The sequence below is a fragment of the Roseibium sp. ROS1 genome (assembly GCF_054658215.1).
Map to the genome: position 1 here is coordinate 139,282 of NZ_BAAGIG010000003.1, position 23,380 is coordinate 162,661.

Here is a 23,380-nt window from a genome sequence, read left to right on the forward strand (position 1 = left end):
TTCTGGCCCTAAGCGGGGATCGAGCCGGACAGGACCAGCGCGAAGACGAGAGCAAAGACCGAAAAGCCTTCCAGCACCGCCGCCGGTGCGAGGGAAATGCCGAAGATTTCCGGCTTGGCCTTTGAGGCATGAATGGCCGAGGCGAGCACCTCGCCCTGGCGAATGCCGGTGTAGAGCATGGTGACGCCGGACAGGAGGCCGATGCCGAAAAGCGCGGCGCCATTGGCTGCATCAATGGTGGGCTGCTGCAACGAGAACATGATCACGATGCCGTAGATTACCTGGGACGACGGCATCAGCGAAACACCGATGAACCGGCCGTAACCACCGTCGCTGTCCAGCATGGCACCGATCGCGGCACTGCCGCCAAGGGCGCAGCCCCAGGCGCTGCCGATGGCGCCGAGGGCGACCGGCGCGAACAGCCCAAACCAGCCGAGAGCCACAACGAATTCGTTCACAGGCGTGTCTCCTCTTTCTTGAACGGACGGAAAGGCGTGCCCTCGTCCTTCAAACCCCAATTGAAAAATTCAATGACATTCAGACGTAGGCCATGCACGCAGCCGGCGATCAGCCCCAGCCCGATATTGATGGCGTGCCCGAGCACAAGAACCGCGATGGCAATCAGCAGACCGACGCCAGGAACCGCGTGGTTGAGCTGGCCCGAGAGCGAATTGATGGTTTCGGCAAGCGACGCTGCCGCAAGCCCCAGCGCAAACAGGCGCATGTAGCTGAGAACATCAGAGAAAATGTTGACGATACGGGCCAGCGAGGCGAGGCCATCGAAGACCCTGAGGCCGCCGGTCTTGAGCGATGTCACCTTGCGGTCGCTGCCGAAGATGCCGACCAGCAGGAGCCCAGCAACCACCGCGACCGGACCGGCAACCGCAATGGAAGTGCCCTGCCCCAGAAACGTTGCCAGGCCACCGAGTGCCACCAGACACCAGCCGACAGGCTGCAGGCGACCGCTCAGGCTCGTTTCGTGCCAGGCGCGCATCAGGTTGGCGATGACGATATGGGTCACGCCGATGGTCAGCGTGATCTTCATCATCGTGTCGACGTCTTTCAGATGCAGCACCTTCAGGCGCGCGAGAAACGTGCCTTCGGGAGGCGCGACACCGAAGTAGCTACCCGTTGCCACGCCAAAGGCCGCCGTCGAGATCATCAGCCAGACGGACATCCGGAACATGCGCCGGCCCAACGCCGAACCTTTGAAGCGCGCCCGGAACAGGTACAACAGCAGCAGAAGAAGCAGGCCATAGCCCGCGTCCGTCATGATCATGCCGAAGAAGATCACGAAGGAAACATAGACGATTGCCGAAGGGTCCCACCCTCTGTAGCCGGGGGTCTGGTAGAATTCGACCAGATCCTCTCCTGCTTCCAGAGCAGGTCTGTTGTCGAGAAGCGTGGGCGGCGCATCGGCCTCTTCGACATCCGTCACCAGCAGGGCGATGCCGAGACTGTCCGAAAGCGTGCGGACCTCCGCAACCTGGTCCCGCCGCGCCCAGGCCTGAAGCACGAAGACCTGTTCGGTGTCCGCTGTTTCGAGCGACGCCCTGTGGCGGGCGGAATGGTCTCGAGCGGCGGCAAGGTTCTGCGCCAGCACGAACCGCCATTTGGTGAGAGCCTGACGCTGCAGCTCCAGCTCTTCCAGTTGGATGGTCGCATCTTCATGTTGACGCCGAAGCACCGAGAGCGCCTCGGCCCCCACGTGAACGCGCGGCACCGGCATGGCATTTGCCGCCGGTTCTTCCGGAGAAAGCAACACGATGTAGCTGCGGTACTTGTCGCGGTGGACGATCTCCAGGATCTTGTCGGAAGGATCGATCAGCTTGATCTTGGCGTTGGGCACCACGTAGAACCACAGCCGGTGCTCGCCGATTTCGGCCAGGTCGGAAAAGCTGAATTCGCCCCAGGGCTCCACATCCTGAATGCGCTGGTCAAGGCGCGCCACCCGGTCTTCGCAGTCACGAAGTGCCTTGCGGTTGGCAAGCGTCTTTTCGACCACCGTTTCCAGGTCAAAGTCGTCAAGATGGGTGACAGGACGACGCTGCGCCTTGCTGTCCATGAGCCAGCGCAGGGCTTCGCTCGCCTCGCGCCCCCGGCCTGCGGGAACGGCTTCCAGTTCCTTTTGTGCCGAAGTCAGGGGGATCAGATGCAGGGCGCCGAATTCCTGCGTGGCTTCCAGCACCTTGTCCTTGTCCTCAAGGATGCCGACCAGATTCACCTTGACGAGCGGGACGATGGTCATAGCTCGGCCACCGAGGTTTCAGCGCCACGCGCTGCCGTCTTGCGTTTGGAGATCTTGGCACGGACCACGGCATCGCGTTCCGCGTCCGCCAGGGCCATGCGGATTTTCTTGATGTTGCGTTCCGCCTGCGGGATCAGCACCTTTTCGAACAAGTTGACCCGGCGAGAGATAACCGCTTCTGCCTCGATAAGCCGGGCAATACGCTCCTTGGCAATCTCCCGTTCCTTGTTGAGCCGCAACAGTTCCTGCATGCCTGTGACATAGGGGTCCACCCAATGCGGGCGCGCCAGACGGGAATAGGGTTTCGTCTCGACCTCGATATCCTCCAGGACCGGCAACCGGGTGCCGGAGAGGTTCTGCTCGCCGACGACGGCCTGCTTCAACACCACGAGCCCTTCCAGCGGGACATGCTTGTTGGCCATCATCGGCAGGGACCGCGCAAGAGCGTTGAAGCGCTCCTCATACTCCGCCTCCAGGCGGACGGCTGTTTCCTTGGCCTTGGCGCGCTCGGCCATGATCTGAAGCCTCTTCAGCTCAAGAGACGGCAGGAAGCGCTTGTATTCCGAGAGCTGCCCGCTTTCCCGGGCCAGAGACGACTTGTTGAGGGCCAGCCTTGCCATCAGGCAGCCTCCTCGTCAGACGCTCCGCCGGCAGGTTTGCTTTTCGGGAAATACTTGTCGATCAGCCCCTGTTTCATCAAAAGCTGTTCCGGCTGGAAGCATTCCGCAAGCGTCTGCCAGCACAGGTCGAGCGCCTCCTCCAGGGGCATTGCGACATCGATATCCATGAAACGCCGCCGGAAAAGGCCGCCAAACTTCAGAAGCTGGTGGTCGTAATCCGACAATTCGAACGCCATGGACTGCTTCTGCTCCGCATCGCGTGCGCCGGAATAAAAGCGGATCATGGTGTTCATGATCTGGTTGTGATCCTCACGCGTCACTTTGCCGATCACATGCTGTTTCAAACGGGACAGCGAGCCGAAGGGATCCAGAACGCCGCTGTGCAGATAGAACTGGCCCTCGGTGATGTAACCGGTGTTGTCCGGCACCGGATGGGTGACGTCATTGCCCGGCATTGTCGTGACCGTAAGGATGGTGACAGAGCCTGAGCCCTTGAAATCGCAGGCCTTTTCGTAACGGCGGGCCAGCTGGGAATAAAGATCACCCGGATAACCCCGGTTGGCGGGCACCCGCTCCATCGCAATGGAGACTTCCTTCATGGCATCTGCGAAGGCGGTCATGTCGGTGAGCAGCACCAGAACGCGCTTGCCTTCCTCAACGGCGAATTTTTCCGCAACCGCAAGGGCCATGTCCGGAACCTGCAGACGCTCGACCACCGGATCGGACGCCTGGTTGATGAACATGACCGTGCGCGGGAAAACGCCCGCATCCTCGAACTGCTGCCGGAAAAAGGCATAGTCGTCGAAGATCAGCCCGAGGCCGCCGAACACCACGATATCGGCATCTGCCTGGATGCCGATACGCGCCAGAAACGGGTTATAGGGTTCGCCGGAAACCGAGAAGATCGGGATCTTCTGACTTTCCACGAGGCAGTTGAAGATATCGATCATCGGCACATCTGTGCGGATCATGCGCGAAGCAAGCACGCGTTTCATCGGGTTGGCGGACGGTCCGCCGATCGGGACGGAAGGGTCGCTGGACAGATCCGGGCCCCGGTCAATCGGCTGCCCCGCACCGTCGAACACACGGCCCAGGATATTGTCCGAATAGGTGACCTTGGCCGGCTCACCCAGAAAGCGTACGGACGAATTGTTGGCGAGGCCCTTGGTACCGGAATTGACCTGCAGCGAAACCATGTCCCGGTCGATGTTGATGACCTGTGCGAGAGACGTCGCACCATCGCCTGAATCGACCAGTGCCAGATCACCCAGGCACGGGCGCCCCTCCGACTCGCTCTTCGTCGAAGACACCTGAATGCGAATGATATCGCCAACGATATCGACAATCCGTGTGTGGGAGACCAGCATTAACGCCCCCTTGGGAAGGAAATTAACTCACATCGGGCCAAACCCGTTCTGCTGCAACGCAAACCATCTTAGGCGGGTTTTTCGATCCCACACAACCTGAACTGTTGCCCGGCACCCAACTTGCTTCAACCAAAATGAAGTTAAGAGAGAAATGATTGCGTTCGTATGACTTGCATCAAAGTGCTCATGCCAGAGGCAGAAGGCTTACTCCCGCATTGTCGCAACCCCATTTCACTTGCGTTAACGGCGGGCCGACTTCGCTGTTCCGCTTAATTCCGGCATAAGCCCAGGGGAAAGCAGCATTCAGGAAGACGTGCAGTTGCGCTGCACAAATTTAAAGCAACTTTCAAACGATCCACCTGATATTCTACCTATATATTGGAATATCAATTCTCCATTTTCCCGATCATTCTTCAAGATCGTTTCTTTTTCACGATCACTCGCCTTCCCGCCAATATTGTTCTTCAGTCATCTGAATTTTTTCCCAAGAGGAAGATTTTTAAGCATGCGCAAAACCACCCGGATAGGTTTAATGCCAGTTGTATTCGCCATTTTTTCTTCACTTTTGTTAAAATGTGATATTTTTTAGGCAAAGCGCTTTGAAATTTCCCGACATCCGGTTGCACAACCTATGCCGGTAACCCGGTCGCATTGCTGGCGGCCTTGGAGGAAAAGTTGACGGACCAAGTGACTGATCACGCCCTGGAACTGCCTTCATCGTCCAATTCATCCAAGAAATCCCAAACAGGCCGGCACGCCAATGGCGCGGATAGCGCGGCGAAAAGACCCGAGGACCGCAGCCCTCCGGTACGCAGCGACATCGGCACGATCCTCCTGCACTGGACGCTGGTTATCGCGATCGTCACCAGCCTGCTGACGGGCATGCGTCTGTCGGCGGATGCGGAACACGCCTGGTTCTCCAAACTTTTCGAACCGATCCTGCCACAGGGTGAAATCTGGACCTGGCACTATGTGTCGGCGATATTCGTTCTGGCGGTGATCTTTGCCTATGCGGCCTACATGACGCTTGGCCGCCTGAAACGGCGCATTTCCTCCAAGAAGATCGTTGTGCTGACGCTTCCCGCCAGCACCAAGCTGCGCCTGGCCGCGGTCAACGTCATCGCCTACTGGATCCTGTTCGGGGCCGTGCTCACCCTGTCGGCAACGGGCGTCCTGCTTTACATCGGTCATGGTGGCATCTGGGTGACGGTGCATTACACGGCCGCCCTCGTGGTGCTGACCTATATCGTTGCCCATGTGGTGCTGCATTATTGCTATGGCGGTGTTGCCCAGTTGCTGCGGCTGTTCCGTCCGCAGGCGCTGCGCCGCTTCCCGGGCATGAGCCGTCACCCGCTGGCCCTGGCGACTGCACTGGGTGCAATCGTGCTTGTTGGCGCCGTCAGCCTCGATTTCGGCACACGCGACAGCCTTGTCGTTGCCAAGGGCACCACCCTGCCGGAGCTGGACGGCACGCTGGACGATCCGGTCTGGCAGGACGCGACCCCTGTTTTCATCCGAACACAGCAAGGCTCGAACCTGGACGGAACAGGTGAATCGACTGTCGAGGTGCGCGCCGTCCAGGTGGGGGACAAGATCGCGTTTGCCTTCCGTTGGGAAGACAAGAACCGGTCGTTGAAGCGGCATCCGCTGATCAAGCGTGAAGACGGCTGGCACATGCTGAACAACCGGGCCGACATTTCCGACGAGACCGCCTACTACGAGGACAAGTTCTCGGTTGCCTTTTCCACCACCGACACCTTTGGCGGCGGTGGCGCCACCCACATGGGCCCGAAGCCCCTGAGTGACAAACCAGGCGCTTTCAATTACCGCGGCCTGCACTATACGACCGACGGCAGCCTGGTGGACGTGTGGCAATGGAAAGCGGCGCGCGGCGGCATGCTGGGACGCGTCGACGACATGCATTTCGCGACGCCGGTGGAACCGAACGAAGCCCAGGCTGCCGGCAAGAGCCGCTACAGCGCCGGCTACAATCCCGACGAAGGCAAGGCTTTCTACGTCTACAACTACATCGGCGATCCCGTGACCCACTACCACGGGACCGTCGGCGTGCGCCGGCTTCCGGCTGACTATCAGAAAATGACATCACTGATGGGCACCATCGATCTTTCCACCGAAGCGAGCGAAGACGAGGGGTCGCAATGGTGGATGTTCGAAAACGAAAGCGTGCCGTACTCGCCGGAAAAAGATGCGGAGATCCCGGTCGGGACGGTTATTCCGGGGGTTCTCATCGAGGGTGAATACTCCGGCAGCCGGGCAGATTTGCTGGGTGGGTCCAGGTGGCAGGACGACCATTGGACGCTTGAAGTCGTCCGGGACATGGATACCGGCCAGAGCCAGGACCTTGCCATGAAGGATGGTCTCTTCATGTGGGTCTCGGCGTTTGACCACAACCAGACCCGCCACACCCGCCATTCCCGTCCCGTGCGGCTGACCTTCAATTGAGGCCTGCCCTTCCCGCCTTTCCTGTCTTTTCCGGACGTTTCTTTCAACGGATGTAATCACCCATGTCGAAAAGCACCTGTACGGTCACCATCAACGGGAAGGCCATCAAGGCCAATGTCGGCGACACGCTGATCGACGCCGGGCTGGGCGGACGCCTCGTCATCCCGCACGACTGCTGTTCCGGCCAATGTGAAACCTGCCGGGTCCGCGTTTTGAGCGGGCAGATCGACGACATGGGCACCCGGGAAAAGGACACCGTGCTCGGATGCCTTTCCGTTCTGGAAGGCGATGCCGAGATCGCCTATGACCCGGTGCCGCTGGTGAAGACCACAAAGGGAACGGTGGAAAGCATTCGGCCGATCAAGGACGGATACCTGGAAGTTCGGGTCAGGACGGCGCGACCCGTGCCCTGGCTGCCGGGGCAGTATCTGCGCGCGACCTTTGCAGGATATCCGCCACGTGACTACAGCCCGACGACCCCGCTCAACCTGGATGCGGAAGAGAATGTCCTTGTGTTTCACATCAAGGTCTACCCGGACAGCATCGTATCGTCGAAGCTGGGCAAGGAAATTGCCAAGGGACATGCCGTCAAGCTGCGAGGCCCGTTCGGCAATGCGTTTTTGCGGCGGCAGCAGAACCCGATCCTGCTCACATCGACCGGCACTGGGTTTGCACCGATCTGGTCGATTGCCGTTGCAGCGAGCCTGGGCCAGACCGGCCGTGAAATCCGCATCATTGCCGGGTCGAGAACCCGGGACGGGATCTACATGCGCGATGCGGTTCGCTGGCTGCAAGGCCGGGGCATTCCGATCACGCTGACGGCAGGCGATGGCGACGACGAGACGGTGCGCAAGGCGCGCCCGCATGAACTGGTCGGACAACTTACGCCCGATCACGTCGTCTATTCGGCCGGTGCGCCGTCACATGTCGACGCCATGCGGGAGATAGCGCTAGGCGCAGGGGCAACCTTCTACGCCGATCCGTTTTTTGTGGCGGAAGAAGAGAGCGGCCTGCTGGCCCTTGCTGGAAACCTTATCCGAAAGGCATCCGCTCCCTTTACCTCGGCTTCCGCCGGCTGAAGCCGGAGCGCTACTCCCGCCCCTCCTGAAAGTGAGTGGGTGTTGCCAGACTATTGCGCAGCAGTCGTGAGCGTGCGTTCGCCGGCATAGATCAGCTCTTCGGTGCTGGCGACAGGCATGGGTCTGCCCAGATAGTAGCCCTGCGCTTCCGTGCAGCCGATTTCGGTCAGCATGTCGAGAAGCTGCTTGGTCTCCACACCTTCGGCGGTGGTGGTCATGTTGAGATTGTTGGCGAGTTCGATGACCGCTTTCACGATGGAAATGGAGTCGTCCGAATAGGCCATCGACCGGACGAAGGACTGGTCGATCTTGATCTTGTCGAACGGGAACCGGCGCAGGTAACTGAGCGAGGAATAGCCGGTTCCGAAATCGTCCATGGACACCTTCACGCCCAGCGACTTGGCCTGGTGCAGCGAATCCAGAACGTCTTCTGAATCCGTCAGAAGCACGCTTTCGGTCACTTCCAGCTCAAGACGGTCGGCCTTGAGACCCGTTTGCGTCAGGGCATCGATCAGCACCGGACCAAATGCGTGGCCACGCAGCTGCCGGGGTGACAGGTTGACCGCGATCCTGAGGTGGTCCGGCCAATTGGACGCGATCCGGCACGCTTCCTTCAACACCCATTCGCCCAGCTGGGTGATCAGGCCGGTATCTTCGGCGAGCGGAATGAAATCGGCCGGAGAGACCATGCCCCGTGTCGGGTGGTTCCAGCGCACCAGCGCCTCGAATCCGGACACCCGATCGTCCACGAGCGTGTACTGCGGCTGGAAATAAAGCTCCAGTTCGCCATTGGCGACCGCGGTTCTGAGATCGGTTATGAGCTCTCGCCGGTCGTTCACGGCCGTGCCCATGTCCTTTTCAAAGAAGCGGTAGGTATTGCGACCATCTTCCTTGGCCCGGTAGAGCGCAAGGTCTGCCTGCTTGAACAGTTCGTCGCCTGCGGTGCCGTCGGCCCTGGCAATTGTGATGCCGATGCTGACGCCGATTACGAGTTCATGATCCGTGATCTGGAACGGTTGGGAAATCTCCCAGATGACCGACTGCGCCAGTTCCTCGACATCAGCAAGCCTGCAGGGCAGACCGGTGAGGATCGCAAATTCGTCGCCGCCAAGGCGGACAACAACGTCCTTTCGACCGATGAGGGCACGCAAACGCTCCGCGACCTGTCGCAAGAGCTCGTCGCCAATCGGATGCCCAAGGCTGTCGTTGACCGTTTTGAACTCGTCCAGATCGAGGCACAGAATGGCGAACTCGCCCCCCTTGACCAGTTGCTGGTTCAACAGCATGTCCAGCTGATCCCGGAATTCGATGCGGTTCGGCAGCTGTGTCAGAAGGTCGTGACGCGCCAGGAACGCCAGCCGGTCACGGGCTTCCTGCCGTTCGGTGATGTCTTCGGATATCGCCACCCAGCCACCTTCCGCCAGCGGCTGGCGGGTGGTCAGGACGATACGGCCCGAGCGGATCTTCACCATTTCGGTGCTTTGCGACCCACCTGAATACCTGTGATCCCCGATCCGGGAATCGTGCAGAGCACTGTCACCGGTTTCAACGGCATCAACTTTCTGCAGCGTTGCGAGATGAGCAGCCGTCATACCCGACTGTATCCTGCCCGGCTCGACTTCGAACAATTCCGCGTAGCGCTGGTTCGAAACAATCAACCTGCCATCGGCGTCGAACATGCACAGGCCGTGCGACATGTTGTTGAGAGCAGCGTCAAAGAGGACGTTCTGCTCGCGCAACTGGGCTTCCTGAGAGCGCAGGATGGAGTTCTTCTCGTGCACGCGCTCACGCAAGGCGTCGCGCTCCTTCACGGATCGCTGCAAGGAAACGACCGATCTGGCGATGTCGCCAACTTCGTCCAGCCGCTCGGTTCCAACCACCTTGCTTTCGAAGTCGCCCGCTGCAATGCCGGTCAATACGCGTGTGATCTTGGTCAGCGGCCGGGTAATCTGCCTGGACATGAGAAAGGCGACAGCGGCAAATGCCACCAGTGCGATCAGTCCGAACAGGAACAGCCGCCGGAGCAGCTTGGCTTCTTCTTCCGTGCCGATGCGGGTCAGTTTGTTCTGGATTTCGGTCAGCGCCGCGATTGGCGTCAGCGCACAGACAGTCATGGGAACGACCGGGACACCGCATTCGATGACATGCGCACCGTCCAGGGTGATGTTCGGCGTTTCCTTCGAACGGGTGAGATCCGAATAGTTTCCGGTAAAATTCGCCGTGGAAATGATCTGACCGTCGAAAACGATCGCCATTTCGAAGGAATTGATTTTTGCCAGATCCGCGAGGAGCGGCTCTTCCGGCCGCAGCCAGCGTTGCGCGACAAGGCCGCCGATCACATAGCCGAAATCATCGAAAACCGGGACAAACGCGATATGGGACACTTCATTGACCTGATCGCCCGGCACAAAGACACCCGTTTCGGACTTCGGCAAAACGCCGGAGTAGGTCAGCTTCTCTCCCGGAAAGCTGTCCTTCAGCGACGCGGCAACCTCGTTGAAGAAGCTCAGACCACGCATCTTGGCTCCCAGTTCCACGAGATCCGCAGAATAGGAGGAGGCGCCGATCACATGCCCTTCCTCGTCCAGGACGACGATGCCGTCCACATCCGCCAGTTTGGCGGCCGGGCCGAGCAGTTCCGACATGGCCACGACATTGCGTGATTCAACGGCCTTGGCGGTGTCCACCCTCTCCGACAACGCATTTATCCGCCGAAGCCTGTCTTGAAACAGGAACTCCAAACGGGTCCCGGCAAGCTTCACGTCGGCGGACAGGGTTTCCACGAGACGCGCGCGGGAAAGCTCGAGAAGCTCGGCCTCCTGACGCTGCATGCTGTCTTCAAGCTGGAAAGCCACCAGTCCGATAAGACCGGCAAATGCACACACCGCCGTGAAAACGGCGCCGTATGTATAATGCCAGAGAAGGGACGAGTGACGGATCATGTGGACCAATTGGGTTTATCTACCGACGGGTACGCCACCGTAGTTGCTGATCAATGTGTGAGCCTGACCCGACTGGGCGTAGTCGATGAAGGCCTTCATCTCGTCGTCCAGCGTGCCTTCCTTGTAGATCAAGGCGAGGGTCACGGAACTCGGATACCCCGGCTCAGTCGGATGGTGGCCGTCGATCTTGAGAACCGACAGTCCGTCTTCAAGTGGCTTCGAATAAGGACCGAAAGCAATCGCGCCTTCGACTTCACGCGCGCTGGAAATCGCTTCCTGGGTGGTAAGGGCCGTTTTCGAGCGCGGCGAGAATTCCATTTCCGCCCAGCCCGGCATCGATGATTTCAAAACCTGCAAGGTGCTGTCTGCATCTTCACGGCGGACGAGGCGAACACGCAGATCGGCACCGCCCAATTCAGACCAGTTGGCTATTTCACCGGTATACAGCTTGACCAGTTCGTCGCTCGTCAAAGCATCGATACCGGTGGACGGATGCGTGAAGATTGCACTGGGGATTTTTGCAATCGGCAGGTAAACGAGGCCATATTCCACCTCGCTGTCCTTCAAGGGACGTGCGACCCGGCCCAGGCGCTCCGTGCCGGAGCTGACGGCGGCGATACCGCCGCCCGAGCCAATGCTCGGTGGAATTTCAAGATTGATATCGGGACGATTTTCGACAAAGCCCGCACCAATTTCCTGAAGCATTTCAAGGCCGTCACCGGTACCCACGACTTTTAGCGGGCCCTGTGCCGACGACACGTCAGTGTGTAAGAAAAAAGTGCAAAGGGACAATGCCAAGGCAAAAGCCAAACTACGCATTTTTATCACCCAAAAATTGACGGTACTATCTAGAGTGACATATTCAAGTTAACTAAACGCTAAACCACCGCGATAAATTACAATAAATATGTAGTCTAATTTAATCTTCGAAATAAAAATAAAATAACGCCGAAATTAAAATGAAATCAGTTTCGGGCAATATTTGCCTAGTAGGAACAATTTACCGACTTAGCAAATTCGTTCACCCAATAAATTGACAGGTACACATGACCTGACTGCGAGCAAGAAAGATGTATTCGATTCAACCTTAGATTTTCTTTTCACACCGACGTTAAGTTGCATGATTTATGCTGCAGGCTAGATTCACTGCTGATCGACGCCTACATCGAATTCGCGAAGCCTGTAGAAATACAACCGCATGCCTGTCTGAACCTTGCGGGCTCGATTTTCGACCCCACAATCGATGGGCAACAGGGCCGCCATTCAACAAACCGGCGGCACGGCGCTGGCCCTCACTACCAGCTCTACATCAACCATTACCGGTTCCATCACGACGTCTGGCTTGGTGTGCGCAACGTCAATACAATCCAGCAGGAGGGAAACTGCCCTGGCACCAAGCGCGCGCCGATCCTGCCGAATGGTTGTAAGTGCCGGGACATAAAACTCCGACAGCTCGATATCATCGAACCCGACGACGGAAATATCCTCCGGAACGCGGACACCGTTTGCGGTCAGCGTCGAGATCAGCCCGAAGGCAACCTGGTCAGACGCACAAAAAACCGCCGTTGGCCGATCATTCATCGCCAGGATCCTCTCACCGGCCATCCGGCCGGATTCCAAGGAAAAGTCGCCCCGGATGATCCATTCCTCACGGGCAGGCAGCTCCAGCCTTGCACGTTCTGCCAGCATGCCTTCGCGCCGGGCATGCGTCAGAACATTTTCCTGCGGACCCGTGATATGGGCAATCTTGCGATGGCCAAGGTCATACAGGTGCCGAACGGCCAGTTGCGCCCCGCGAACGTTGTCACTGCGCACGGAAGGCAACGCCACGTCGTGCGCCCATTCACACGCAAATACGATCTTGCCGGAGACGCCGTTGTCTTCAAACAGCTGCAATTCCTGGTGGGAGATCGCTCCGTCCAGACAGATCATGCCGTCGATCTGGGCGTCCAGAAAGTAGTCGACCACGTGTTTGCCACTGGTCGCATGGTCCTTGGTATCGGCGATCAGGACCGAATAGTCACGGTTGCCGAAGGATGCACTTATCCCGGCCAGGATCTGGGAAAAGAACGGATTGCCGAGGTTTGGCACCAGAACCAGGATGGCTCCGGCCTGCTGGGTGCGCAGGTTACGCGCTGCACGGTTGACCCGGTAACCGGTAGAGCGGATCGCCGCGAAGACGATGTCGCGGGTTGCCTCTGTCAAAAGTTCAGGATTGCTCAGCGCCCGGCTGACTGTTGCGGTCGATACGCCCGCCTCTTTGGCAACATCTTGAATTCGTGCTATTTTCTGGGCCAAGGCCTTCTCCGGTATTTCTCTTTTTTGAGCCTGGGCGCCTGCCGCCATGACGGCGGGTTCGTCCTCGAAACTGTCTGATCCGACATTCCGGGTTGACACAAGACCGTTTCCCGAGAATGATGAATGTAATCGATTACATATAGCATACAATAAAATGTAATCGATTACAAAATGCGGTGGAGGCCGCATGGTGAGGACAATCGGACAATTCACGTTCGATGGGAGGAAATGATGAAAGCACTACGTGCAGTTTTTGCAGCAACGACCGCCCTTTGTGCAGCAACGGCCGCGAATGCGACCGACCTGGAAGTTACCCACTGGTGGACTTCAGGCGGTGAAGCGGCTGCGGTTGCCGAATTCGCAAAGGCATTTGACGCGACCGGCAACAAGTGGGTTGACGGTGCGATTGCCGGTTCCGGCGGCACAGCCCGCCCGATCATGATCAGCCGTATCACCGGCGGCGATCCGATGGGCGCAACACAGTTCAACCATGGCCGCCAGGCAGAGGAACTGGTGGAAGCCGGCCTGATGCGCGACCTCACGGACATTGCAGAGGAAGGCAACTGGAAAGAAGTCATCCATCCCTCCAGCCTGCTCGACAGCTGCACGCTGGATGGCCGCATCTATTGCGTTCCGGTCAACATTCATTCGCAGCAGTGGCTCTGGTTGAACAACAAGGTGTTCGAGGACAACGGCCTGGCGGTTCCGACCAACTGGGACGAATACGCTGCCGCAGCACCCAAGCTTCAGGAGGCAGGCATCGTGCCGCTGGCCATGGGGCAGCAGCCCTGGCAGACGACACTGGCGTTCCAGGTGCTTCTCACCGCGCTCGCAGGACCTGAGGCCTATACGAAGATCTTCGGCGAGAAGGATGCAGAGCTTGCCGGCAGTGAGGAAATGGCAAAGGTCTTCCAGGCCGCCGCGACTGCTCGCGACATGTCCAAGGACTCCAACGTCCAGGGCTGGAACGATGCCACCACCATGGTCATCACCGGCAAGGCCGCAGGCCAGATCATGGGTGACTGGGCGCAGGGTGAGTTCCAGGTCGCCAACCAGGTTGCCGGCGAGGACTACACCTGCCTGCCCGGCCTTGGCGTCAACGAGGTCATCATGACCGGTGGCGACGCGTTCTACTTCCCGAAAGTGGACGACCCGGCCATCACCGAAGCCCAGGGCGAACTGGCAAAGGTCATGCTTTCCCCGGAAGCCCAGGTTGCCTTCAACCTGAAGAAAGGCTCGCTGCCAGTGCGTGGCGACGTCGATCTTGCGGCTGCAAACGACTGCATGAAAAAGGGCCTCGACATCCTGGCCAAAGGCAATGTCATCCAGTCTCCGGACCAGCTGATGTCCGCCGACAGCCTGACCCAGGTGAACGACCTCTTCGTCGAGTTCTTCAACAACCCGTCCATGACCGCTGAAGACGCACAGTCGATGTTCGCGTCGATCGTCGGCAACGCCGACTAACAGCGGAAAAAGGCCCGCCGCCCGCGCCGCACGGTCCCAACTTTACCGGGACAGCGGCCAGGCGGCGTCCTCCAGCCCTGCGCGCTCCGGCGCGCAGGGAACGCCCGACATCACCCTGGACGTCTCGACAAGGAAGTTTTCGGCATGGCCGCAGCTACGCGCCCCGCGAGGTGGCATCGGAACATCAGCGCCAAGGTGGCCGCGGTTCCGATGATTATCACCGCAGTGGTGGTCTTCATCGGCGGAACCGCCTGGACGGTTCTTTATTCCTTCACCAACTCCAAGCTCCTGCCGCGTGAGAAATTCGTCGGTCTTGCCCAGTACGACCGGCTGTGGAGCAGCAGCAAGTGGCTGATCTCCATCGAGAACCTGGCCATCTACGGAGCTTTCTCGCTGATTTTCTCGCTGCTGATCGGCTTCATGCTGGCGGCCCTGCTCGACCAGAAGATCCGGTTCGAGGACACGTTCAGAACAATCCTGCTCTATCCCTTCGCGCTCAGCTTCATCGTCACGGGTCTTGCCTGGCAGTGGATTCTCAATCCCGACTTCGGCATCCAGCACGTGGTGCGCAGCCTCGGCTGGGAGAGTTTCAATTTCGACCCGCTCTACAATCCCGAGATCGTCATCTATGGCATCCTCATCGCCGGCCTTTGGCAGGGAACCGGGCTGATCATGTGCCTGATGCTGGCGGGTCTTCGGGGGATTGACGAGGACATCTGGAAGGCCGCCAAGATCGACGGCATCCCGATGTGGAAGACCTATCTGTTCATCGTCATTCCGATGATGCGCGGCATCTTCATCACCGCAATCGTGCTGATCGCCTCCGGCATCATCAAGGTCTACGACCTGGTCGTCGCCCAGACCGGCGGGGGGCCCGGCATCTCTTCCGAAGTTCCGGCCAAATACGTCTATGACGCCATGTTCCTGTCGCAGAACCTCGGCCAGGGCTTTGCCGCTTCCACCATGATGCTGCTGACGGTCGTCATCATCGTCGTTCCCTGGGCCTATCTCGAATTCGGAGGCAAGCGCAAATGACCAAGACGCCCCACCTCCTCAATGGCTCGATGAAATACGATGCCGGCCCGGCCGAAGCCGGCCCCGACCGGGCACTCCGCCACGGCGACGGCACGCCATCCGGCAGCCGGATGGTCGAAGGCCCCGCCGGCCGCAAGCCACGCAAGGCGCTGTCCCGCAGGAACATCCTGATCTACGGCACGCTGATCGTCGTCTGCCTCTATTACCTGCTGCCGCTCTACGTGATGATCGTCACCTCGCTGAAGGGCATGCCGGAGATCCGGCTTGGCAACATCTTCTCACCTCCCGTGGAGATCACCTTCCAGCCCTGGTTGAAGGCCTGGGCGGAAGCCTGCACGGGCCTCAACTGCGATGGCCTGTCACGCGGCTTCTTCAATTCGGTCAAGATCCTGATCCCGTCCGTGATCCTGTCGATCGCGATTGCCTCGGTAAACGGATATGCGCTTGCCAACTGGCGCTTCAAGGGCTCGGAAACCTTCTTCACGATCCTGATCGTCGGGGCCTTCATTCCCTACCAGGTGATGATCTATCCGATCGTGATCATGCTGCGGGAAATCGGCCTTTACGGCAGCCTGACCGGGCTGGTGATCGTGCACACCATCTTCGGCATGCCCATCCTGACGCTGCTGTTCCGCAACTATTTCGCCTCCGTGCCGCAGGAGCTGTTCAAGGCGGCGCGCGTGGACGGGGCCGGATTCTGGGCGATCTACTTCCAGATCATGGTGCCGATGAGCCTGCCGATCTTCGTTGTCGCCATGATCCTGCAGGTGACCGGCATCTGGAACGACTTCCTGTTCGGCGTGATCTACACCAAGCCGGACCTTTATCCGATGACGGTGCAGCTCAACAACATCGTCAATTCCACGCAAGGGGTGAAGGAATACAACGTCAACATGGCCGCGACCATTCTGACCGGCCTCGTTCCCCTCACCATCTACTTCATCTCCGGAAAACTCTTCGTGCGCGGCATCGCCGCCGGTGCGGTGAAAGGCTAACGAGACGACCCATGGAACCAAGTATCTCCATCAATAACCTTTCCCTGAGTTTCGGAAGCCTGGACGTTCTGAAGGATCTCAACCTCGATGTCGGCCAGGGTGAATTTCTCGTCCTGCTCGGCTCTTCGGGCTGCGGAAAATCAACCCTTTTGAACTGCATTGCCGGGCTGCTGGACGTGACCGGCGGGCAGATCTTCATCGGCGGGCGCAACGTGACCTGGGAGGAGCCTTCCCAGCGCGGCATCGGCATGGTGTTCCAGTCCTATGCGCTCTACCCGCAGATGACCGTTGCCGGGAATCTGAGCTTCGGCCTGAAGAACGCGGGCCTGCCCAAGGCGGAAATCCAGGAGCGGGTGAACCGGGCCGCAAAGGTCCTGCAGATCGAACCGCTGCTCAACCGCAAGCCGGCCGCCCTTTCCGGTGGTCAGCGCCAGCGTGCCGCCATCGGCCGGGCTCTGGTGCGCGATGCCGATGTTTTCCTGTTCGACGAACCGCTGTCGAACCTGGACGCCAAGCTGCGGGCGGACCTGCGGGTCGAGATCAAGCAGCTGCACCAGAAGCTGTCCAATACCATGATCTACGTCACCCACGACCAGATCGAGGCCATGACGCTGGCCGACCGGATTGCCATCATGCGTGGTGGCCAGATCCTGCAGCTGGCCTCGCCCAACGAGATCTACAACCGGCCGGCCAACAAGTATGTGGCCGAGTTCATCGGTTCGCCGACCATGAATTTCTTTGAAGGAGAGCTGGAAGAAGCCGGCGGAAACTACCGGTTCGCGTCAGGCGGAAAGACCTTCTCGCTTGACGGATACACCTTCCAGAACGGCCCTCCTGCCGCAGGCGCAGCCTGGTTCGGCATCCGTCCGGAACACATGGTCAGCGGCGCGGAAGCAGACACCGCGCTCGTTCGGTTGGACGGGCAGGTGGAACTGGTGGAGCCGCTCGGTTCGGACACGCTTGTCCGCTTCACCACCGGCGACCAGACGCTGTGGGTGCGCATGGACGGCCAGGCGAACATCCGGCACGGCGACGCAATCACGGTCGGGTTCGATCCCGCCCGCGCCAATCTTTTCGACAAAACCTCGGAATCCCGGCTCTAGGCCGGTCCTTAACCACTTCAGGACAATCAAGATGGATATTTCTTTCCAGCTCTATTCAGCCCGCGAATTCACCCCATGGGACGGCGTTCTCAAGCGGCTTGCGGATCTCGGCTATACCCAGGTCGAGGGGTTCGGTGGAAACTACGAGAACCCGGCGGCCTTTCGCGACATGCTCGACGCCCAGGGTCTCAAGATGCCGTCGGGACATTTCTTTCCGATGGAGCAGTTCGAAGACGACCTCGCCAAGGTGATCAGCACTGCCCAGACCCTTGGCATGGAGCGGATCTTCGTTCCCGCCGTGCCGCCCGAGCAACGCATTCCGGATGCGGCCATGTGGCAGTCCATCGCCGAGCGGCTGGAAGCCATCGGTCAAAAGATCCGCGATGCCGGCCTGCGGTTCGGTTGGCATAACCACGATTTCGAATTCAATGCCTGCGCCGATGGCCGCCTGCCGATGGACATCCTGATGGAGGCCGCCCCTTCCATCGAATGGGAAGCCGATATTGCCTGGATCGTGCGCGGCAATCAGGACCCGCTCGACTGGATCGAGAAATACGCCAGCCGCATCACCACGGCCCATGTGAAGGACATCGCGCCAGAGGGCGAATGTGCCGACGAAGACGGCTGGGCGGACGTCGGCCAGGGCAACATGGACTGGAAGGGCATCATGTCGGCGCTTCGCGGCGTCGGGGTCGATCTCTTCGTCATGGAACACGACAAGCCTTCCGACTTCGACCGTTTCGCCACCCGCTCCGTTGCGGCCTTCCGCACCTACTGAGGTAACCCCATGAGCAAGACACTTGGCATCGGCATCCTCGGATGCGGAAACATTTCGGCCGCCTACATGCGCCTCTCTCCGCTCTTCAAGGGCATCGAGGTGCGCGCCTGCGCCGACATCAATGAAGCTGCCGCAAAAGCACGTGCCGAGGAATTCGGCCTGAGAGCCGAAACCGTCGACGGCCTGCTGGCGGCAAGCGATATCGACATCATCGTCAACCTGACGGTTCCGGCCGTGCACTACGAAGTCTCCAGACGCGTTCTGGAAGCCGGCAAGCATGTCTATTCGGAAAAGCCGTTCGTGCTCAGCCTGGAAGAGGGCGAATCCCTTGCCGCGATTGCGAAGGAAAAAGGCCTCAGGGTCGGGTCGGCCCCTGACACCTTCCTGGGCGGAGCACACCAGCTTGCCCGGCACCTGATCGATAGTGACGCCATCGGCAAGGTGACGTCAGGCACCTGTTTCGTACAGAGCCCGGGCATGGAAATGTGGCACCCGAACCCGGACTTCTTTTTCCAGGCGGGCGGTGGCCCGATCCTCGATCTCGGGCCTTACTACGTTTCCAACCTTGTGCAGCTACTTGGACCGGTGAAGCGGGTCTGTGCAATGAGTTCCGCCGGATCTGAATATCGCACCATCACCTCCGAGCCGCGCAACGGCGAAAAGATCAAGGTGGAAACACCGACGACCATCCACGCAGTGATGCAGTTCCAGTCCGGCGCCCAGATCACCTATTGCGCCAGCTGGGACGTATGGCAGCATGGCCATTCAAACATGGAGCTTTACGGCCGTTCCGGCACGCTGCATGTGCCGGATCCGAATTTCTTCGGTGGTGAAGTGCGCATGACGGACAAGGGCAGTTTCGTAACCCTGTCGGAAGCCTGGAACCATCCGTTCTCCAAATCAAACGACCGTGGCCACGCCAATTACCGAACGGCAGGCCTGGCCGATATGGCCCTCGCCATCCTGGAAAATCGGCCGCACCGTTGCTCTTTGGAATTTGCTCTGCATGTTGTCGATGTGATGACGTCGATTCTCGCTTCTGGCGAGAGTGGGACTTTCATTGACATCAAAACCACCTGCGAGCGCCCGGAAGCCCTGGACCCGCAGGCGGCAAAAGGCCTTTTAGTATAACGGGATAGCCTATGACCTGGACAGCAGCGGAAACGCGCTACGACACCATGGAATACCGCCGATGCGGGAAATCCGGCCTGAAACTGCCGGTGATCTCACTCGGCCTTTGGCACAATTTCGGCGACGACACGCCGCTCGACAAGAAACGGGAGATTGCCCGGACCGCCTTCGATCTCGGCATCACCCATTTCGATCTTGCCAACAATTACGGCCCCAAGCCGGGTTCGGCGGAAACCGCCTTCGGTGAACTGCTGCGGACGGATTTTGCGCCTTACCGGGACGAGATGATCATTTCGTCCAAAGCCGGTTATGAGATGTGGCCCGGGCCTTATGGCGAGTGGGGCAGCCGCAAATACCTGATCGCGTCCTGCGACCAGTCCTTGAAGCGGATGGGCCTCGACTATGTCGATATCTTCTATTCGCACCGCTTCGACCCGGACACACCGCTGGAAGAGACCATGATGGCCCTCGACCACATCGTGCGGTCCGGACGGGCGCTTTATGTCGGCATCTCGTCCTATAATTCCAAACGGACACGGGAAGCCGCAGCCATCCTGAAGGAGCTGGGCACACCGTGCCTGATCCATCAGCCGAGCTATTCCATGATCAACCGCTGGGTCGAGGAAGACGGGCTTCTGGATACGCTCGATGACCTTGGCATCGGTTCCATTGCCTTCTCGCCGCTGGCCCAGGGCATGCTGACCAGCAAATATCTGAAGGGTATTCCGGAAGACAGCCGGGCGAACCAGGGCAAATCGCTGAAGACCCAGTTCCTGAGCGAAGACAACCTCGCCACCATCCGGGCTCTCAACGAGATTGCCGAAAAGCGCGGCCAGACGCTGGCGCAGATGGCCCTTGCCTGGGTACTGCGCAAAGGCCGGGTCACGACGGCCCTGATCGGTGCGAGCCGGGGCAGCCAGGTAAAGGACTGCGTCGGAGCTGTCGCCAATCTCCAGTTTTCCGACGAGGAGCTGAAGCTGATCGAGGAAACCACCCGCGAGGCGGACATCAACCTGTGGGCGGCCTCGGCTGAACGGAAAGGACCCAGCCGGAAATGATCCGAAATCCCATCCTGCCGGGGTTCAACCCGGATCCCTCGATCTGCCGTGCGGGCGATGACTATTTCATCGCCACATCGACCTTCGAATGGTATCCGGGCGTCCAGATTCACCGGTCGAAAGACCTGGTCAACTGGGATCTGGCCTGCCGGCCCCTCAGCCGGGCAAGCCAGCTCGACATGCGCGGCAATCCGGACAGCGGCGGCATCTGGGCACCGTGTCTTTCCTGCGCGGACGGACGGTTCTGGCTGGTCTATACGGACGTCAAACGGCTGGATGGGAATTTCAAGGACGCACATAATTACATCGTCACGGCCCCTTCCATCGAGGGGCCGTGGAGCGACCCGATCTACGTCAGCTCACACGGGTTCGATCCGTCGCTGTTTCATGACGACGATGGACGAAAATGGTTCCTGGTCCTGCAATGGAACCACATTTCAAATTCCGTCGGCGGGCATCCGCGCCATCCGGCCTTCGACGGCATCCTGCTGCAGGAATGGTCGGAAACCGAAGGCATGAAAGGCGAGATCCGCAAGATCTTTTCCGGAAGCCCGCACGGTCTGACGGAAGGTCCACATCTTCACAAGCGCGGCGGCTGGTACTACCTGACGGTCGCCGAAGGCGGCACCGGCTACGGGCACGCCGTTACCATGGCCCGGTCACGGTCCATCGACGGGCCGTACGAGCTTCACCCGCAAACCCACCTCATCACCGCCAAAGACGATCCGGACGCGCCGCTGCAACGGGCAGGCCATGGCCAGATTGTCGAAACGCCGGATGGCGACGTCTACCACACCCATCTGTGTTCCCGGCCCCTGCCCGGACGGTTCTCGCCTCTGGGACGGGAGACCGCGATCCAGAAATGCGTCTGGCGGGAGGACGGCTGGCTTTACCTGGAAGACGGCGGCATGGTTCCGAAGGTTGAGGTGCCGGGTCTGACGGCGACAGAACCTCGCCCCGCTCAACGTGTGGAGCGCGTTTTCACTGGCGAAATCCTGCCGCCGGAGTTCCAGTGGCTGCGCACGCCTTATCCGGAGCGGCTGTTCACGCTGACGGGAACGGCCCTGCGCCTCGTCGGGCGGGAAAGCATCGGCAGCTGGTACGAGCAGTCGCTGGTTGCCCGGCGCCAGGAGCACCTCGGCTACCGCGTGGAAACCACGCTCACCGACTTTGCGCCAACGACCTACCAGCAGGCGGCCGGACTGACGACCTATTACAACCGTCACAAGTTCCATTTTCTGGCCGTGAGCTGGACGGAACAGCTCGGCCGCTGCCTGACGCTGCTTTCCTGCCCCGGCGACTGGCCGAATGGACGCATGTCGTTTCCGGCAGACCCGGTCGCGCTTGGCGGCGGACCGGTCGAGCTTGCCGTTGAGGTTGATGGTGCCCGCCAGCAATTCTTCTGGCGCCAGCAAGACCGCGACTGGACGCCCTTCGGACCGGATCTCGATGCCAGCGTGATCTCGGATGAAGGCGGGCGCGGTGAGCACGGCTCCTTTACCGGTGCCTTTGTAGGTATGCTGGCCTTCGACATAACCGGGCAAGGCAAGACCGCCGATTTCAGCAGGTTTTCATACGCACCGGAAGGCACGTGAGCTCACACTCTAAGGAGATATTCATGGCTGGACTGATCAAGGGGCCCGCAATTTTCCTGGCCCAGTTTGCCGGAGACGACGCTCCGTTCAATTCACTTCCCGCAATCGCCAAATGGGCTGCAGATCTCGGCTACAAGGGCATTCAGATCCCGACTTTCGACAGCCGCCTGTTCGACCTCGACAAGGCCGCCGAAAGCGAAACCTATTGCGACGAGGTCAAAGGCATCTGCGCGGAGGCCGGCGTCGAGATTACCGAGCTTTCGACCCATCTGCAGGGCCAGCTGGTAGCGGTTCACCCCGCCTATGACCTGGCCTTTGACGGCTTTGCACCATCCCAAGTGCACGGCAATCCGAAAGCCCGGCAGGCCTGGGCGGTCGACCAGATGAAAAAGGCGGCGATCGCCAGCAAGCGGCTTGGCCTCACTGCTTCCGTCAGCTTCACCGGCTCACTGGCGTTCCCCTATCTCTACCCCTGGCCGCAACGGCCTGCGGGGCTGATCGAGGAAGCGTTCAAGGAACTGGCGGCACGCTGGAAACCGATCCTTGATGTCTATGACGAAAACGGTGTCGATGTCGGCTATGAAATCCATCCCGGCGAGGACGTCTTCGACGGCGCCACCTTCGAGATGTTCCTGGAGGCGCTCGGCGGCCACACGCGCTGCCAGATCAACTACGATCCGTCGCACTTCCTGCTTCAGCAGCTCGACTATCTGGCGTTCATCGACATCTATCACGAGCGCATCTGCGCCTATCACGTGAAGGATGCCGAGTTCAATCCGGACGGCCGCCAGGGCGTCTATTCCGGCTATCAGGGCTGGGTCAACCGCGCGGGCCGGTTCCGGTCCCTGGGTGATGGCCAGGTGGATTTTTCCGGCATCTTCTCCAAGCTCGCCCAACATGGCTATGACAGCTGGGCCGTTCTGGAATGGGAATGTTGCCTGAAGTCACCCGAACAGGGCGCCGCGGAAGGCGCGCCCTTCATCGAGCACCACATCATCGAAGTCACCGACAAGGCCTTCGACGACTTCGCCGGCGGCGAGACCGACCAGGAGCAGATCCGGAAGATGCTGGGGCTGAGTTAGGGGCGGACCAACCGCGCATCCCGTTCCGGCAACCTAACCGGTCCTGATTGACGCAGCTTTAGTGGCGTCTCGAAGGATGGGCCGCCTGTTCGGGATATGCCGCCCATGCTTCGAGACGGACC

The 23,380-nt window shown here is 59.7% G+C and carries 18 protein-coding genes; 11 read left to right on the forward strand and 7 right to left on the reverse strand.

Features of this window, described 5'->3' with window-relative positions; translation table 11 throughout:
* Positions 1–8 precede the first annotated feature (8 nt).
* From ACYQ6M_RS16830 to ACYQ6M_RS16845, 4 genes are read right to left on the reverse strand one after another with little or no spacing between them, the layout of a single operon-like run.
* Entirely contained in the window at positions 9–458 is a 450-nt protein-coding gene (locus ACYQ6M_RS16830; protein ID WP_006939055.1) for an ATP synthase subunit C, read from the reverse strand.
* Positions 455–2,248: a V-type ATP synthase subunit I gene (locus ACYQ6M_RS16835; protein ID WP_460074703.1), complete on the reverse strand. Its 1,794-nt coding sequence runs from the start codon at positions 2,246–2,248 to the stop codon at positions 455–457. The genes ACYQ6M_RS16830 and ACYQ6M_RS16835 overlap by 4 nt, the downstream gene beginning before the upstream one ends.
* On the reverse strand, positions 2,245–2,868 hold the full coding sequence (locus ACYQ6M_RS16840) for a V-type ATP synthase subunit D (protein ID WP_055656909.1): 624 nt from the start codon (positions 2,866–2,868) through the stop codon (positions 2,245–2,247). The genes ACYQ6M_RS16835 and ACYQ6M_RS16840 overlap by 4 nt, the downstream gene beginning before the upstream one ends.
* Positions 2,868–4,235 (reverse strand): V-type ATP synthase subunit B, encoded by a 1,368-nt coding sequence (locus ACYQ6M_RS16845; protein WP_152504953.1) that lies wholly within the window; start codon positions 4,233–4,235, stop codon positions 2,868–2,870. The genes ACYQ6M_RS16840 and ACYQ6M_RS16845 overlap by 1 nt, the downstream gene beginning before the upstream one ends.
* Positions 4,236–4,910: 675 nt before the next feature.
* Here ACYQ6M_RS16845 and ACYQ6M_RS16850 point away from each other — a divergent pair.
* Positions 4,911–6,698, forward strand: a complete 1,788-nt coding sequence (locus ACYQ6M_RS16850) for an ethylbenzene dehydrogenase-related protein (protein WP_460074704.1) — start codon at positions 4,911–4,913, stop codon at positions 6,696–6,698.
* 62 nt (positions 6,699–6,760) lie between these two features.
* The gene (locus tag ACYQ6M_RS16855; RefSeq protein WP_460074705.1) at positions 6,761–7,777 is read left to right on the forward strand and encodes a 2Fe-2S iron-sulfur cluster-binding protein; all 1,017 of its coding nucleotides are present in this window, start codon (positions 6,761–6,763) and stop codon (positions 7,775–7,777) included.
* A 50-nt stretch (positions 7,778–7,827) separates the two neighbouring features.
* Here the strand turns inward: ACYQ6M_RS16855 and ACYQ6M_RS16860 are convergent, their stop codons facing one another.
* The 3 genes from ACYQ6M_RS16860 to ACYQ6M_RS16870 all read right to left on the reverse strand — a co-directional run bounded on the left by ACYQ6M_RS16860 (position 7,828) and on the right by ACYQ6M_RS16870 (position 13,017).
* Positions 7,828–10,719, reverse strand: coding sequence for a bifunctional diguanylate cyclase/phosphodiesterase (locus ACYQ6M_RS16860; protein ID WP_460074706.1), 2,892 nt, complete (start codon positions 10,717–10,719; stop codon positions 7,828–7,830).
* Positions 10,720–10,734: 15 nt separating this feature from the next.
* Positions 10,735–11,538: a PstS family phosphate ABC transporter substrate-binding protein gene (locus ACYQ6M_RS16865; protein ID WP_460074707.1), complete on the reverse strand. Its 804-nt coding sequence runs from the start codon at positions 11,536–11,538 to the stop codon at positions 10,735–10,737.
* Between the two features lie 444 nt (positions 11,539–11,982).
* Positions 11,983–13,017: a LacI family DNA-binding transcriptional regulator gene (locus ACYQ6M_RS16870; RefSeq protein WP_055659226.1), complete on the reverse strand. Its 1,035-nt coding sequence runs from the start codon at positions 13,015–13,017 to the stop codon at positions 11,983–11,985.
* Positions 13,018–13,245: 228 nt separating this feature from the next.
* Here ACYQ6M_RS16870 and ACYQ6M_RS16875 point away from each other — a divergent pair, with 228 nt between their 5' ends.
* The 9 genes from ACYQ6M_RS16875 (at position 13,246) to ACYQ6M_RS16915 (ending at position 23,258) form a co-directional block, all read left to right on the forward strand.
* Complete coding sequence (locus ACYQ6M_RS16875; RefSeq protein WP_022999280.1) at positions 13,246–14,481, forward strand: ABC transporter substrate-binding protein; 1,236 nt, start codon at positions 13,246–13,248, stop codon at positions 14,479–14,481.
* A 144-nt stretch (positions 14,482–14,625) separates the two neighbouring features.
* Positions 14,626–15,516, forward strand: a complete 891-nt coding sequence (locus ACYQ6M_RS16880) for a carbohydrate ABC transporter permease (RefSeq protein ID WP_055656892.1) — start codon at positions 14,626–14,628, stop codon at positions 15,514–15,516.
* Between the two features lie 110 nt (positions 15,517–15,626).
* The gene (locus ACYQ6M_RS16885; RefSeq protein WP_460075697.1) at positions 15,627–16,511 is read left to right on the forward strand and encodes a carbohydrate ABC transporter permease; all 885 of its coding nucleotides are present in this window, start codon (positions 15,627–15,629) and stop codon (positions 16,509–16,511) included.
* A gap of 11 nt (positions 16,512–16,522) precedes the next feature.
* Positions 16,523–17,614, forward strand: a complete 1,092-nt coding sequence (locus ACYQ6M_RS16890; RefSeq protein ID WP_022999283.1) for an ABC transporter ATP-binding protein — start codon at positions 16,523–16,525, stop codon at positions 17,612–17,614.
* Between the two features lie 31 nt (positions 17,615–17,645).
* A complete protein-coding gene (locus tag ACYQ6M_RS16895) occupies positions 17,646–18,392 on the forward strand; it encodes a sugar phosphate isomerase/epimerase family protein (RefSeq protein WP_229005385.1) in 747 nt (248 codons plus the stop codon).
* A 9-nt stretch (positions 18,393–18,401) separates the two neighbouring features.
* Positions 18,402–19,523, forward strand: coding sequence for a Gfo/Idh/MocA family protein (locus ACYQ6M_RS16900; protein WP_022999285.1), 1,122 nt, complete (start codon positions 18,402–18,404; stop codon positions 19,521–19,523).
* Between the two features lie 11 nt (positions 19,524–19,534).
* On the forward strand, positions 19,535–20,581 hold the full coding sequence (gene mgrA, locus ACYQ6M_RS16905; protein ID WP_075283405.1) for an L-glyceraldehyde 3-phosphate reductase: 1,047 nt from the start codon (positions 19,535–19,537) through the stop codon (positions 20,579–20,581).
* Positions 20,578–22,176, forward strand: coding sequence for a glycoside hydrolase family 43 protein (locus tag ACYQ6M_RS16910; RefSeq protein ID WP_460074708.1), 1,599 nt, complete (start codon positions 20,578–20,580; stop codon positions 22,174–22,176). The genes mgrA and ACYQ6M_RS16910 overlap by 4 nt, the downstream gene beginning before the upstream one ends.
* Before the next feature lie 23 nt (positions 22,177–22,199).
* Positions 22,200–23,258: a sugar phosphate isomerase/epimerase family protein gene (locus ACYQ6M_RS16915; protein WP_460074709.1), complete on the forward strand. Its 1,059-nt coding sequence runs from the start codon at positions 22,200–22,202 to the stop codon at positions 23,256–23,258.
* Positions 23,259–23,380 lie beyond the last annotated feature (122 nt).

What these genes read in the sequence shown, in the direction of transcription:
- ACYQ6M_RS16835 (WP_460074703.1), bottom strand. Translation starts at nt 2,248, where the DNA reads ATGACCATCGTCCCGCTCGTCAAGGTGAATCTGGTCGGCATCCTTGAG.
- ACYQ6M_RS16840 (WP_055656909.1), bottom strand. Translation starts at nt 2,868, where the DNA reads ATGGCAAGGCTGGCCCTCAACAAGTCGTCTCTGGCCCGGGAAAGCGGG.
- ACYQ6M_RS16845 (WP_152504953.1), bottom strand. Translation starts at nt 4,235, where the DNA reads ATGCTGGTCTCCCACACACGGATTGTCGATATCGTTGGCGATATCATT.
- ACYQ6M_RS16855 (WP_460074705.1), top strand. Translation starts at nt 6,761, where the DNA reads ATGTCGAAAAGCACCTGTACGGTCACCATCAACGGGAAGGCCATCAAG.
- ACYQ6M_RS16860 (WP_460074706.1), bottom strand. Translation starts at nt 10,719, where the DNA reads ATGATCCGTCACTCGTCCCTTCTCTGGCATTATACATACGGCGCCGTT.
- ACYQ6M_RS16865 (WP_460074707.1), bottom strand. Translation starts at nt 11,538, where the DNA reads ATGCGTAGTTTGGCTTTTGCCTTGGCATTGTCCCTTTGCACTTTTTTC.
- ACYQ6M_RS16875 (WP_022999280.1), top strand. Translation starts at nt 13,246, where the DNA reads ATGATGAAAGCACTACGTGCAGTTTTTGCAGCAACGACCGCCCTTTGT.
- ACYQ6M_RS16880 (WP_055656892.1), top strand. Translation starts at nt 14,626, where the DNA reads ATGGCCGCAGCTACGCGCCCCGCGAGGTGGCATCGGAACATCAGCGCC.
- ACYQ6M_RS16885 (WP_460075697.1), top strand. Translation starts at nt 15,627, where the DNA reads ATGGTCGAAGGCCCCGCCGGCCGCAAGCCACGCAAGGCGCTGTCCCGC.
- ACYQ6M_RS16890 (WP_022999283.1), top strand. Translation starts at nt 16,523, where the DNA reads ATGGAACCAAGTATCTCCATCAATAACCTTTCCCTGAGTTTCGGAAGC.
- ACYQ6M_RS16895 (WP_229005385.1), top strand. Translation starts at nt 17,646, where the DNA reads ATGGATATTTCTTTCCAGCTCTATTCAGCCCGCGAATTCACCCCATGG.
- ACYQ6M_RS16900 (WP_022999285.1), top strand. Translation starts at nt 18,402, where the DNA reads ATGAGCAAGACACTTGGCATCGGCATCCTCGGATGCGGAAACATTTCG.
- mgrA (WP_075283405.1), top strand. Translation starts at nt 19,535, where the DNA reads ATGACCTGGACAGCAGCGGAAACGCGCTACGACACCATGGAATACCGC.
- ACYQ6M_RS16910 (WP_460074708.1), top strand. Translation starts at nt 20,578, where the DNA reads ATGATCCGAAATCCCATCCTGCCGGGGTTCAACCCGGATCCCTCGATC.
- ACYQ6M_RS16915 (WP_460074709.1), top strand. Translation starts at nt 22,200, where the DNA reads ATGGCTGGACTGATCAAGGGGCCCGCAATTTTCCTGGCCCAGTTTGCC.